Annotated in this window: 10 protein-coding genes; 8 read left to right on the top strand and 2 right to left on the bottom strand. The window is 41.1% G+C overall.

Going from position 1 to position 14,238, the window contains the following annotated elements; all coding sequences use genetic code 11:
* The 8 genes from Q0Q74_RS10300 to Q0Q74_RS10265 form a co-directional block, all read left to right on the top strand.
* A partial coding sequence (locus Q0Q74_RS10300) for an AzlC family ABC transporter permease (RefSeq protein ID WP_294430545.1) occupies nucleotides 1–810 on the top strand: 810 nt, incomplete at its 5' end.
* Nucleotides 811–829: 19 nt separating this feature from the next.
* Nucleotides 830–1,138, top strand: a complete 309-nt coding sequence (locus Q0Q74_RS10295; RefSeq protein WP_294430544.1) for an AzlD domain-containing protein — start codon at nucleotides 830–832, stop codon at nucleotides 1,136–1,138.
* An 85-nt stretch (nucleotides 1,139–1,223) separates the two neighbouring features.
* Nucleotides 1,224–3,179, top strand: a complete 1,956-nt coding sequence (locus Q0Q74_RS10290; protein ID WP_294430543.1) for a long-chain fatty acid--CoA ligase — start codon at nucleotides 1,224–1,226, stop codon at nucleotides 3,177–3,179.
* An 8-nt stretch (nucleotides 3,180–3,187) separates the two neighbouring features.
* Nucleotides 3,188–3,889: a YggS family pyridoxal phosphate-dependent enzyme gene (locus tag Q0Q74_RS10285; protein WP_294430541.1), complete on the top strand. Its 702-nt coding sequence runs from the start codon at nucleotides 3,188–3,190 to the stop codon at nucleotides 3,887–3,889.
* A 50-nt stretch (nucleotides 3,890–3,939) separates the two neighbouring features.
* Entirely contained in the window at nucleotides 3,940–5,526 is a 1,587-nt protein-coding gene (locus tag Q0Q74_RS10280) for a spiro-SPASM protein (protein ID WP_294430538.1), read from the top strand.
* Complete coding sequence (locus Q0Q74_RS10275; RefSeq protein WP_294430537.1) at nucleotides 5,501–6,451, top strand: hypothetical protein; 951 nt, start codon at nucleotides 5,501–5,503, stop codon at nucleotides 6,449–6,451. The genes Q0Q74_RS10280 and Q0Q74_RS10275 overlap by 26 nt, the downstream gene beginning before the upstream one ends.
* Before the next feature lie 3 nt (nucleotides 6,452–6,454).
* Entirely contained in the window at nucleotides 6,455–8,971 is a 2,517-nt protein-coding gene (locus Q0Q74_RS10270; RefSeq protein ID WP_294430535.1) for a methyltransferase domain-containing protein, read from the top strand.
* Between the two features lie 12 nt (nucleotides 8,972–8,983).
* Complete coding sequence (locus Q0Q74_RS10265) at nucleotides 8,984–11,719, top strand: TIGR03960 family B12-binding radical SAM protein (RefSeq protein ID WP_294430534.1); 2,736 nt, start codon at nucleotides 8,984–8,986, stop codon at nucleotides 11,717–11,719.
* 420 nt (nucleotides 11,720–12,139) lie between these two features.
* Here Q0Q74_RS10265 and Q0Q74_RS10260 read toward each other — a convergent pair whose 3' ends face one another.
* Both Q0Q74_RS10260 and alr read right to left on the bottom strand, forming a co-directional pair.
* A complete protein-coding gene (locus tag Q0Q74_RS10260) occupies nucleotides 12,140–12,973 on the bottom strand; it encodes a hypothetical protein (RefSeq protein WP_294430532.1) in 834 nt (277 codons plus the stop codon).
* A gap of 19 nt (nucleotides 12,974–12,992) precedes the next feature.
* Nucleotides 12,993–14,159 carry an alanine racemase gene (gene alr, locus Q0Q74_RS10255; RefSeq protein ID WP_294430531.1) on the bottom strand — a complete coding sequence of 389 codons (1,167 nt, stop codon included), beginning with the start codon at nucleotides 14,157–14,159 and terminating at the stop codon, nucleotides 12,993–12,995.
* Nucleotides 14,160–14,238: the final 79 nt, after the last annotated feature.

Below are 14,238 nucleotides of genomic sequence, written 5' to 3'. Positions count from 1 at the left end.
TCGAATATCGGTTTAGTTCGCCGCCCTCTCAAGGCGGAGAGACGGGTTCGACTCCCGTTGTGGCTAAAAATCCCTGTCGTAAGCAGGGATTTTTTTATTTGTGTTATGAATAATAAATCTGCTTTCTTAAACGGCATTGCCGCAGGAATTCCTATCGGTCTTGGATATTTTGCAGTTTCTTTTTCACTTGGAATCGTTGCCAGGCGTGCGGGCCTGAACGCATTTCAAGGCTTTATCGCCAGTTTCTTTAATCTTGCTTCTGCCGGTGAGTATGCGCTTTTCACTTCAATTGAACAGGTTGTAACTTATATCGAGGTTGCTTTAATCACTTTTGTAGTTAATGCCCGATATCTTTTGATGAGTTGTGCCTTGAGTCAGCGTTTTTCATCTGAAACCCCTTTTATTCATCGTTTTTTCGTCGCATTTGGAATCACGGACGAAATTTTTGGCGTTTCGATAGCACAAAAAGGCTCCCTTAATCCGTTTTATAACTATGGAGCAATGGCTGTTGCAGTTCCGCTCTGGAGTATAGGAACTTCTCTTGGAATCATTGCCGGAAACATTCTTCCGCCATCTGTTGTGGATGCTTTATCCGTTGCCCTTTATGGAATGTTCCTTGCAATCATAATTCCGGCAGCAAAAAAGAACATGACGGTTGCCCTTGCAATAATTGTAAGTTTTGCCCTCAGTTTCGCTTTTTCTGTTCTTCCTTATCTGAAGCTTCTTTCAGACGGAAACAGGACAATAATACTTACAGTGGTGATTTCAGCCGTTCTGGCTTATTTGAAACCAATAGAAAACGACGACTAAAAATGGAAAGTAACTGATTATGTCTGGAAACATTTATATCTACATTTTCACAGCTTTTGCTGTCTCTTATCTGATTCGCGTTTTGCCGCTTACTCTTATCCGCAAACCAATCAAAAATCGCTTTATCCGCTCGTTTTTGTACTATGTGCCTTATGTAACGCTTTCCGTTATGACTTTTCCAGCGATTATTCATGCAACGGAATCGCCTTTTGCAGGACTGGCAGCCCTTATCTTTGGAATAATTCTTTCATTTTTGGGGGCAGGGCTTTTCCCAGTTGCCGTATGCTGTTCTCTGATTGCTTTTGCCGCACAATATTTCATTCACTAGCATGTAGCTGTCACTAGCCGCCAACTTGACAAAAAGACAAAAAATGTCATAATGAGGTCATATTAAAAAAAATCGGAGTGCCCTCATGGACTTGTCGAAATTTGAGAAAAATCTTGGTTCAAATCTCCCGCTTCTTTTTAAAAATAAAGTGAATAAATGCCCGCATCTTACATTGCAGGCCGTAAAAAATAAAAGCGGAATGTTCGTCCGTTACAGCTATTCTCAGGTCTATCAGCATGTGATTGAAATGGCCGCAACGCTCAAAAAGCTCGGAGTAAAAAAGGGTGACCGCATCGGTCTCATGAGTGATAACAGGCGTGAATGGCTTATCACGGACTTTGCGCTCCTTTCACTTGGTGCAATCGATGTTCCCCGTGGATGTGACTCGATGGGCGTTGAGATGCGCTTTATCCTCAATTTTGTCGAAGCAGAAATTTCTTTCTTTGAAAACGCACGCCAGCTTGAAAAAGTCCTTGAAAATATCGAAGAAGTTCCAACCTTAAAAAAAGCAATCCTTTATGACCATGCTGATGAAAAGACTCTCGAAGATGCAAAATCAAAGGGAATCGAAGTAATTTACTATTCCATGCTTGAATCTGAAGGAACTGCCATCACAAAAGAAGAGTGGCAGGCTGTTGAAAAAGGCATGGAAGAAATCTCAAAAGATGATGTTGCAACAATAATTTTCACTTCGGGTACGACCGGCACACCAAAAGGCGTTCAGCTCACTCACGACAATTACCTTGCTCAGTGCGAAGTTTGCCGTAGTGTCTTGGGCCTTATGCAGGCAGGTGACTTGTGGCTCACGGTTCTTCCAATCTGGCACAGTTTTGAACGAGCTTTCTGTTATATGGTCGTCACTCTGGAAGGCGGCTTTGCTTATTCTAAGCCTGTCGCTTCGGTCATGCTCTCGGATATGCAGCTTGTTCAGCCTCAGTGGATGAATGCCGTTCCCCGTCTTTGGGAATCTGTTGCTCAGGGCATATTCCGCGAAATCAAAAAACAGAGTGCGCTCAACCGTCTCGTATTCAAATATTCGGTTCTTCTCGGAAAATGGTATTACAAGTCAAAGGCACGCTTTTTGGGCTTAAAATGCCGATATCACTGGTATCCGAGAATCATCGATTATGTAACGGGATTTTTCCCATTTGTGTTTTTATGGCCGTCACATTTTTTGGGCGAACAGCTTGTGTTCAAACGGCTTCGTCAGAAATTCGGAGGAAAATTCCGTGCTGCAATTTCCGGCGGCGGCGCACTCCAGCCTGAGACAGAGGATTTTTTCAATGCAATCGGATTCCGCCTGCTCGAAGGTTACGGCATGACGGAAACGGCTCCTGTAATTTCCGTACGAAATTCAAAACGCCCGCGAAACAACAATGTCGGCTGGATTTTCCCAAGTTTCGACCTCAAGATTGTTGCCGAAAAAGACGGTCAGATTGCCGATACAAAGCCTCTCAAGCCAGGAAAACGCGGTTTGATTCTCGTTAAGGGCCGTCAGATTATGAAAGGCTATTACAAACGGGATGATTTGACACAGGCAATCATCGACAAGGACGGCTGGCTCAACACCGGCGATCTCGGAATGATTTCATGCGACAACGAACTTAAAATCGTCGGTCGTGCAAAGGATACAATCGTTCTTTTGGGTGGCGAAAACATCGAGCCTCAGGTTATCGAAAAGGCAATCAATGCAAGTCCTTATGTTGAGCGAACTGTTGTTGTCGGCCAGGATCAGAAATATGTCGGTGCTTTGATTGTACCTGACCAGAGCAATGTTCTTTCTTATGCCGAAGAAAACAACATCGTTTACGACACTTACGAAAGTCTTTTGGAAACAAGCGAAATTCAGAATCTTTTCCGTTCTGAAATCGATATGCTCGACAATGCAAAGACAGGCTTCCGTACCTGCGAACGAATCTTTAAATTCGTGCTTCTGAAGCAGAGTTTTGAACTTAATAAGGAAATCAACGCAAAGCAGGAGCTGATGCGCCACAAAATCAACAAACTTTACAAAAAAGAAATCACTAAGATTTTTAAATAAGGAAAAATATGTCAGGCATAGCAGAAAACTTACAAAAAATTCTCTCGAACATACGCGAAATTGAAAAAAGTGCAGGGCGGCCTGAAAACAGCGTCCGTCTTGTTGCCGTGAGTAAATTTCATCCGGCAGAAAGCGTGATTGAGGCCGTGGAAGCGGGGCAGTCTCTTTTTGGAGAAAACAGGATTCAGGAAGCGGCGTCAAAATTTGATGAAATCCGCTCAAAGGGCATAAACTGCGACCTCCATGTAATCGGAAGCTTGCAGCGTAACAAGGTCAAGGAAGCGGTAAGAATCGCAAGCTGCATCGAAAGCGTTGACAGAATCGAACTGCTTGAAGAAATTGAAAAACAGGCTGCAAAAATCAACAAAAAGATAGAAATCTTTTTTGAAGTCCATACAGGCGAAGAAAGCAAGGCTGGCTTTACTTCTGAAGAAGATTTGAACGAGGTCATAAAACGCTGTTCAGACGGTGATTTTCCGCACATAACTCCGAAGGGATTCATGACGATGGCTCCGTTCACAGAAGACAAAAATCTTGTGAGAAAGTCTTTTGTCACTTTGCGGGAACTTCGGGAAAAATTCCAGAAATCATATCCAAACCTCGACCTGTGCGAACTTTCAATGGGAATGAGCGGTGATTACGAAATTGCGATTGAGGAAGGCTCAACAATCGTAAGAATCGGAACCGCGATTTTCGGTCAAAGAAAGTAAAAAAAACTTATTCTTCCCATTTTCATGAAAACTTGTTAAAATACAAGCAAATGAAAAATCTGGTGATTCTTTATGGCGGGGACTTGACTGTTCACGCTTTTGAGAAAGTTTTTGATAAAAAATCAGCATTCGAGCGCGTCCTGGACTGGGCAGGGCTTTTTAGCGAAAAAATAATTCTTTTCACAAAAAAATCTTCTCAAATTGAGTCAGAGCTTTCATCTGTCGTATCTTCAAATCCGAAAGTCGAGCTTGTAACCAGAGATTCATGGACAAAAGCACTTTTTATTTCAGAAATTTCATCTGTCCTCAAAAAGCATGATGCTCAGAGTGCGATTGTCTCTTATGCCGATACACCTTTTCTCAACGAAAAACTTACTCGTGATTTAATCGAAATGCACGAAAAGTACGCCGCAGAGTATTCCTTTGCAGACGGCTTTCCTTATGGACTTACACCTGAACTTATTGAGACTGGTACGGCTTCAATTCTTTCAGAGCTTGCTCTTTCAAATTTAAAATCCGAAGGCGAAAAACTCATCGACAGGGAAGCGATTTTCTCAGTCATGAAAGGCGACATAAATTCCTTTGAAATCGAAACTTTGATTGCTGATGAAGATTATCGTTTGCTTAGATTTAATTTTGAGACAAGCAGTAAAATCAACTTTCTCGCATGCAAAAATCTCTTTGAGGCGGCCCTTGCTCAAAATACAGACCTTCGCGAGCCTTATGCACTTTCGAATCTTGCAGCTAAAACCGTTTCTGTAATGCAGACTGTTCCTGCTTTTTACAACATTCAGATTTCATCCCGCTATAATCACAAGTATTGCTATTCGCTGGAATCTATAGGGAAAAATCCATGCGGCAAAGAATTCATGTCTCCTGAGGATTTCAAAAAAATTCTTTCCCAGATTGCGGATTTTTCTGAAAATGCGGCTATTTCTCTTTCTGCTTTTGGTGAACCTCTGCTTCATGCGGATTTCCTTGATTTTGCAAGTCAGGTGATTAATCTGAATGATGAAAATCACAAAATTCAGCTTTTAATCGAAACGGATGGTCAGCTTGTAAATGAAGAACTTGCCTCAAAAATTTCTTCGCTTGCTTCTTCCCGTAATGTTGAGGTCAACTGGATTGTTTATCTGGATTCAGTTGAAAAATCAATGTATGCCTCTATTCACAATTGTGCCGAATCTGACTTTGACAAAGCCATTCTTTCTGTTCAAATTCTTGAAAAATACTTTGAAGGACATGTTTATCCGCAGTTTATGCGTATGAAAACCAACGAAAATCAGCTTGAGGCCTTCTATCGTTTCTGGAACGCAAAAGAAAATCCTTCTCATGGACAGTTGATTATTCAAAAATATAATTCAGTCTGCCAGGTTTTGCCGGATTTAAAATCTGCGGATCTTTCTCCTGTAAACCGTCTTCCATGCTGGCATCTTCGACGCGACATGACTATTCTTGCTGACGGTTCTGTTCCTTTCTGCTTTCAGCTTTCTTTTGGCGAAAATGCAGGTAACATTCTTTCTGACGGAATCGAAAAAGTGTGGGGCAGCTTCCAGAAAATCCTTGAGAGCCATTTGAGCCAGAATTATACCGATAATTGTAGTATCTGCGATGAATCCTATACCTTCAATTTTTAATGAGCATCAAATCAGCCTGACGGTTCTCGGTGGCAAGGAAAGCGTTCCTAACATCAAAATGAGTGTCGCCGCAATCTTAATCAACAAGGGCTGGTCGTCATATCGTTCAAAAATGATTGAAAATCTGATGAGGTGCGGTTTTTCTGAAATTATCTCGATTGAAGCAGACCCGAATAATTACAGCATCGAGGACTTTTCGCGGAAATTTCCGTTTGTAAAGATTGTGATTCCTCTTGATGCCACTACAGAGGGTGACCTTATAAATATCGGTGTTGCTGAAAGCTCTTCAGATTATGTGCTTGTACTCCGGGATTCGCTTGATTTTACCTCTGATATCCTCACACCGACTCTTGCAGCAAAATTGACAGAATCCGGGACCTTTTGCATTACACCGAGGCTTTTGGGTAAAGACAATTTTTCTTTTCCCGTGCTGTTTTCTCCATCAATCAGAAAGGCTTGTCTCAATGTGCTTTCAACTTCTGTTGTTTCTGACGGAGTGGCAAATCTCTTTCCTTTTGATAACATAGGTTTGTACAGCCGAAGAAAATTTATTGACCTTGGCGGCTTTGATTATACAATTCATTCTAAATACTGGCAGAATCTTGATTTTGCGTTCCGTTCATGGCTTTGGGGCGAAAAAATTATTTTTTCAACAGCTTTCAGCCTCTCGTATGGTACGGAAATTCCGGTTCTTGACAACGGCGCGAATCAATTTTCAAACCGCTTTTATTTAAAAAATCTCGTTCCGCGTTTTTATGCGGACCATGGCTCAATTCCGCTTTCTTCTTTCTTTGCATTCTGGGGCAGCTCTTCATGCGGTTTTTTTGAAGCGCGAGCCAGATTTAAAGAAGCCAGAGAATGGGTTATGGAGAATAAATATCGTTTTAAAAGGGATGCTCTCGATTTGGTCGAGAACTGGGGGTAATAGATGACAATTATTGCAGTTCAATGCAGACTTTCATCAACTCGTTTGCCGGGAAAAGCATTAAAAACTTTGGGCGGAAAGACGGTCCTGGACTGGACTCTTGCGGCAATGAAGAAAGTAAAGGCAGATGATTATTATGTCGCAACAGATGAAGCTTCTTTTGATGAACTATTGCCTGTCTGTGAGCGAAATGGATTTAAAATATTTAAGGGCAGTCTTGAAGATGTTCTTGCCCGTTACTGCAATCTTATCGAAGAAACAAATGCAGATGTCGTTCTCCGTGCCACAGCTGACAATCCGTTCCTTTTTTATGAGGCCGCTCAATCGCTTGTTGAGGAATTTGAAAAGCGTTCTGCATCAGAAGATTTTGATTACATTACATATACAGGTTTGCCTCACGGAAGTGGAATCGAAATGTTTAAGGCGGCATCGCTTTTAAAAGCCCGTGCTTTTACGAATCTTGCTTACGATCATGAGCATGTTGGGCCGGCACTTTATAATCATCCTGAAAGATTCAAGGCTCTCTTTGTTCCGGCTCCTAAACGATGGAATTTTCCAAATCTCCGCACGACGATTGACACAAGTGCTGATTTTAAGAAAGCTGAGTCCATCGTAAAACTCATTTCAGGTGATAAAACCGAAAAAAATCCTGTAAAAGAACCTTATACAACTGAAGAGATTTTGCAGGCACTTGAAAGTCCTGAACTTTACAAACCGATTCTTACAGTTCCGTGCGTTAAAAAGGGCAAAGGAACCGGTCATTTACGTCGCTGTCTGCAAATTGCCCTCGAAATCGGCGCAAATGTTTATATTCCAGAAGATGCAGGTCTTGAAGAAATCGAAGAACTTCTCGAAAATGCAAAGAAAAATGGTCTTAAAGACAATCAGATTGTAAGCCGTCTGCCAGAGAAGGGCGAGTATGAACTGATTGTGACCGATGCCTTTACTTTGGACCGGGAACTTGCTCAAAGTCTTTCTAAAGCGGCTCCAATTATTGCGATTGACGAAGGTTCTCTAAATGCAGATTTGTGTGATTGTCTTTTGGACATCATTCCGTCGTACGGACTTGAACGCCCTGCAAATATTTCAGACCCGTCTTTTGTATCACTTCCAGAACACAAAAGAACTGCCAAACGCCCTGAAAGCATTGACGAAATTAAGAGCATATTGATTACGGTTGGCGGTGAAGATCCGGCTGATCTTGTCGTTCCGTCTGCAATTGCGTTTTTGAAAGGCCTTTCTGAGTTTTCAGGCAAAAAAATTACTGCGATAGTGCAGAATCCTGAAGAATCTCTTTTAAGGGTTCCGGAAGAGCTGCATAAAAAAATTAAATTCATTCAGCCTGTTCATAATCTAAAAGAACGATTGTATGATTATGATGTCGTGGTCACACATTATGGATTTACGGCATTTGAGGCGTTGGCTGCCGGCTGTGGCGTTATTTTGCTTGGAACAACACCGCTTCATGTAAATCTTGCTCAAAAATACAATTTTTCATGTCTTTCGCAGAGTCAGATTAACGCTGAAAGTGCGGTAAGATTACTAAAGGATACTCAAGCCCTCTATCCTGATTCTCCTTTTACAAAAGACGGTGCGGGCAAAAAAGGATTGGCTCAATTCGTAAAGTCTCTTTCTGAAGGAAAACGGGTTGCTTGCCCTGTTTGCCGTGACGAAGAATCCTCGACCGAAAATCCGATTGTTGCAAGGACGGCTCTTCACACTTTCAGACGATGCAAAACCTGCGGAATGCTTTACATGTCATGGACTCGTGCAGTTGATAAGAATTACAATTCGTCTTACTTTTTTGAGGACTATAAAAAACAATACGGAAAGACTTATCTTGATGATTTTAAGCATATTAAGAAGCAGTGCGTCCGCCGTACAAGCGTGATAGACATGCTTTATCGCGGAAATCACAAGGCAGTTACTCCTTCCGTACTTGATGTAGGCTGCGCATTTGGCCCTTACCTTGACGCTGCAAATGATGCCGGCTGGCAGGTCTTCGGAACAGATGTATCTAAGGAAGCCGTAGACTATGTTCAGAATACCTTGCATTATCCGGCAACAAGTGCAAAATTCCCAGATTTTGATCCTGCAACTGAATTTGGCGTTAAGAATTTTGATGCAGTTACAATGTGGTATGTAATTGAGCATTTTCAGGATTTGGATTCCGTTCTAAAGGGGGTTTCAAAAATCCTCAAAAACGGTGGAATCTTTGCGTTCTCAACGCCATCTGCGGCTGGTGTTTCAGGAAGGTTCAGCACACAATCATTTTTCCAGAATTCTCCGAGTGACCATTACACGCTGTGGGAACCGGGAAGGGCTGCATCAATCCTAAAAAAATATGGCTTCAAAGTCTGCAAAATCGTCTCAACAGGGCATCATCCTGAGCGATTCCCTAACTTAAAAGGACAGAAATCTACAAGCCTCAAATTTGCACTTTATTCAGGAGCAAGCCACTTCTTCGGTTTAGGTGATACATTTGAAGTCTACTGCAAAAAAGAGCGTGACTGCCAATAAAAAAGGAACTTTATGAATCTTATTAATCCACTTGAACTTTTTGGAAATGAACTCTGTTCGGTACAGAATCCGTCTGCCTATACAGGCGGTGAATATGGTCAAATAGTAAAAACTCACTCTCAAACTGACGATTTGTTTAATTTTTGCGTCGCATTTCCTGATGTTTACACAATCGGAATGGCCAATCAGGCAATCAAAATAATCTACAATGGTTTGAATCAAAAAAAAGATATCCGTTGTGAGAGAGTTTTTGCTGTTGAAACTGATTTTGAGGCTCTCCTAAAAAAACATTCATCTCCGCTTTATACACTTGAGACAGGAATGCCTTTGAATGAGCTTGATATGATTGGTTTTTCAATCGGATATGAGCTAGGAATTACCGGCGTGCTTTCAATCCTTGATTTAGGAAAAATTCCGCTTCTTAAAAAAGAGCGTGGTGAAAATGATCCGATAGTGATTGCCGGCGGATGTGGAGCGACAAATCCAGCACCATTTTCAGATTTTTTTGACGCAGTATTCATCGGTGAAGCTGAGGGCGGAATGTTCGAGCTGATAGAAGAATGTGCGGCCATGAAGAAAAACGGAGCATCTCGTTCTGAAATTTTGTCACATTTTGCCAGACATCCGAGCGTATGGACTGAAAATATGAGCGATGAAACTGTCGGACATTGTGTTGCCCGCCGTGCAGTCTGGTCTGATTTTGGAAAAGTTCCGTCAATTCCATCGTATATGCCTCTTCCGAATGTAAAACCTGTTCAGGACCATGGTGTAGTCGAGATTATGCGAGGTTGCCCGAATGGTTGCCGTTTCTGTCATGCAGGCGTTTATTATCGTCCGCAGCGTGCAAAAGAAAAACAGCTTATTTTTGATGATGTTGATAAACTCGTAAATGAAGCCGGATACCGTGAAATTTCACTGACATCGCTTTCATCTGCTGATTATCCTGATATCGAAAATCTTCTTGATGATTTGAATGAACGGTACAAGCGGCAGAATGTTTCTTTTCAGCTTCCATCGCTAAAGGTAAACAGTTTTTCGCTTCCTTTGCTGGAAAAACTCTCGGAAGTTCGTAAATCCGGCTTGACATTTGCCGTTGAAACTCCGGAAGAAGCATGGCAGCTCAGGCTCAACAAAGAAGTTTATGCACAGCATCTTGTTGATGTGATTCTTGATGCAAAAAAATGGGGCTGGAACAAAGCAAAATTTTATTTTATGGTCGGTCTTCCGTTTCCTGAAACTGATGAGCTTACTGAAGAAAAGGCAATCGTTGATTTTATGCTTGATTTGCAGAATAAAACACGAATTCAATGCAATGTCAATGTCGGAACCTTCATCCCTAAGCCACATACAGCTTATCAATGGGTAAGGCAGATTTCTCCTGAAGAATCGGATAAAAAACTCTCATATATACGCGAGCATCTTCCAAGAGGGAAATTTCATGTCGGTACACATGACATCAATACTTCTTATCTGGAAGGGCTTCTTTCCCGTGGAGATAAGCGGGCAGGGGCAGTGATTCTTTCAGCTTATAAAAAGGGAGCACGACTTGATGCTTGGGAAAATCACCTCAAAGAAAACCTAAAGCATTGGGAATCTGCATTTGAGGAAGCAGATTTTGATGTAAAAGCATCGATTCTCAGGGAACGAAATAAAGATGAAATTCTACCTTGGGATAATGTTTCCCTTGGGGTTGCAAAAAACTTTTACAAAAAAGAATGGGATAAAAACGAAAGGGAAGAACTGACTCCAAAATGTGCTCCGAACTGCGATCATAGATGCGGTGTGTGCAATAATAAGACTTGCGTCAATATCGATAATAAACCTCAGGAATTGCAGAAAAGTGCACAGATGGCTGATAATTCTGTCTACCCAGAATGGAATATCCCTGTTATGTATCGCGTAATCTTTGAATTTACAAAGAAAAATGGTGGTGAGTACATTTCGCATCTTTCGCAGGTAGAATTCTTCAACAGAGCCTTCCTTAAATGTGCACTTCCTGTTATTTATACAACGGGATTTAATCCGCTTCCCCGGCTTGAATTTGCTTCGACTCTTTCACTTGGAATTTCTTCTGATGCTGAAATTGCCTCAACTGTCCTTTATGAAAATGTTTCTGAAGTGGACTTTATCAATTCATTGAACAAACATCTTCCTCCGTCAATTCAGATTCAAAAGGCATTCATTTTCCCTGTAACAAACCAGCGTCGTCGTGAGTCACTCAGCACGGGCTTATGGGGAAATGAATACATTTATACCTTTAAATGTTCAGCGGAAGAGGTGAAGGCCTTTTTTGACTCCGAGATTGCCAAGCCTTTCTTGAATGCGGATTCATTATGCAACTTCAATATTGATAAAAATGATGGAACAAGGGTTGAGGCAAAACTTCTGTTCCAGAAAGACCGGCCTTTTAGAAACGCAATCGAAGAGTTTTTCGGAAAGAAAATTTGGGAAATTGTCTCTATTCATAAAATCAGGACACTTGCAAAACCTGATATTACAGGATGGACAAGCGAGATAAATGAAGCTTATCAGTCCTCTCTCGAAAATATGAAAAAGCATTCAGAGATGATTGCAATCAACGCACGGTTCAAAGAAAAGATTCTGAGTCCAGAAGAAAACATGAGCAGCGCAAGCGATAATTCAATTTCATATTTTGAACTGTATGAAAAAATCGCACTTGTAAACGCCCAGCTGATTTCCCAGCGTGACCGTTTGATTGAAAAGAAGGCATCAAGGTCTAATTCCTGAAATTTACTTGGATTTTGGGGCGGTGATTTTGCCCCTTGACTTTCGGATTGGACCGTGTTTGTAATTCATTTTACTTTTTATAATATGTGTTCTGTCGACCAATAGAGCGCGAAAATGCATTTTCTTTGCGTAAGCGTAAGCGTCAATTTACCACCCTACTAGGCTACAAAGACCGTTGAAACATCAGATTTTTTAATCAATTTGATATTATTTCAAAGAATCGATCTCATTTTGAAGCCTGCTCAAAAATTTTCCTGCGTGAGACCCATCCATCTGTGTGTGATGAAACTGAAATGATAATGGCAGATGTTCCTATTACCATATTCTCATCGGATAAATCTCTGTCGATGCAAGTCTCTGCAACTTCGGAAGTATATTTTATGTATTCTTGGTTAAAAGAATTCAAATCTTCAGAAAAGTTCAAATCACAGGAAGAAACTTCGCCATTTTTATTTTTGACAATTGTATTTGCTCTATGAAGGCAACAATTTTTTCCATAAAGACTTTCTCTCGCCTGAAATAATCTTCTTCTGAATCGGTATTTTGATTGCAGACTTGTGAGATTAGTTCTGCATAATTTTCTGGAAGTTTTGGAAGGCTGTAGGAATAATAAAGCGCCCTGTCCTCTGCTGGAGAATAAAATCCGTTCAGATAAAACAAGGCACGCACTCCGGCACGAATTGCAGTGTTCAGATTCTCGTGCAATTGGACAAAGGCTTCACGGCGCAACCATCGGTCTTTCTTGTAATTTGAAATAAGATAATGAATATACCCCAAAGAATCATTAAGATGTTTCTGCAAATCGCCCTTAACGAATTGATTTATTCTTCCAAGCTCTCTTCGATATGAATTGTTCGGATCATATAAAATTTGCGATTCAAGCACTGAAAACTTCCGGGCTTCGTCAAAATGAGAGAAGTTGTCTGTGTCTATGAAATCTGTAAATAAAATAGCAATCCATAAAGAGCCGGTTTTTATACAGTGATATGGAATCGGCGGATTGAGATCGGGCCCAAAAATATCTTCAGCGGATATATTGCTCCCCTTTTTTCTCATAACAATCAGGTCTGCCATTCCGTCATATTCACCGTTTTCTTTTTGGCGGGGGAAAAAATCACCTCGAGATACACTCCCGGAAAGAAGAATTGATTCAATTTCTGATTTATCAATTTTGTTTATTAAATCAGAAATCTTCTCTTTTACTTCCTGAATAAAATCTTTTTGCTGCTCAATTATAAGTTCTTTTTTCCGCATTATAATTTCCCTGCATGATTTATTCGATGTAGACTCTGGGAACTCGTTTTGATATTCCGCAGGTTATTTCGTAGGAAATTGTATTTGTGTTTCTGGCAATTTCTTCTGCACTTTGCAATGCTCCGCTGTTTTCTGGTCCGAAAATCACAGCTTCATCCCATCTTTTAACTTCGCTTGATTTTCCTAAATCTATCATGCACTGATCCATGCAGATTCTTCCGCGGACAGGATACGGTTTTCCGTCAATTGCAACTTTCAGTCCACCACCCTCTTCATGAGTTTGATTGAATCGTCTGAAAAGTCCGTCATCATATCCAATCGGAAGTACGCCGATGTCTGTTTCGCGCGAGGATGTCCAGGTTCTTCCATAAGAAATTGAATGTCCGACTCCAAATTTTCTGATGGCCACGACTTTTGAAACAAGTGCCATGACAGGTTTAAGATCTATTTTTTCACCTTTTTTTGAAAAATATTCTTTTACCAGATCACCGGGATAATAACCGTAACAGATAATTCCAGGACGGCACATGTCCAAATGCATTTCCGGATTATTGAGTGTAAGGGCCGAGTTCGCACAGTGACGAATTCCCGGATCAATTCCGAGCTTTTTGACATTATCAATCGCGAACAAAAATCTCTCAAACTGTTTTTTAGTGTATTCTATGTCGTCTGCATCCAGGGAGTCGCCGACAGAAAAATGAGTGCACATGCCGCCCAGTTTAAGGACTTTTGTATCTTCAATCATTTTGGCGTAAAAAGCGGATTCTTCTGGCAGACAGCCGATTCTTCCCATTCCCGTATCAACAGCAAGATGCACCGGATAGTCTTTTTTGCCAAGTCTGAGGCAGGAAACCGCAATCCCCGTAATATATTCTTCATCGAATGCCAGTGGAGTCAAATCGTTTTGAACCAAATCATCCATTTCATCAGGTGAACAGAGGCTTAAAACCAAAATCGGACACTTGATTCCTGCTTCACGAAGTTGAATTCCTTCACTGATTGCGGCGACGGCAAAATAATCCGCCCCACACTCAAGTGCTGCCTTTGCACAAGGAACTGCACCATGCCCATAAGCATCGGCCTTAATGGCAACGCACATTTTTGCTTCTTTATTTATTTTTGAACGAATTAGCTTCAGATTGTGCCGAAGGTTTTCCATATAGATTTTCGCAATTGTCGGTCTCATATCTTTATTCTATAAATTTGTATTATATTATGCAAGGAAAAACAAAAAGTAAAAAAAATCTGCTTGTAGAACATCTTCT

Source organism: uncultured Treponema sp., assembly GCF_946187725.1.
In the GTDB taxonomy this organism is placed as follows: domain Bacteria; phylum Spirochaetota; class Spirochaetia; order Treponematales; family Treponemataceae; genus Treponema_D.
Note: the sequence above shows the minus strand (reverse complement) of the source record. Positions and strands in the feature narration are given on the sequence as shown.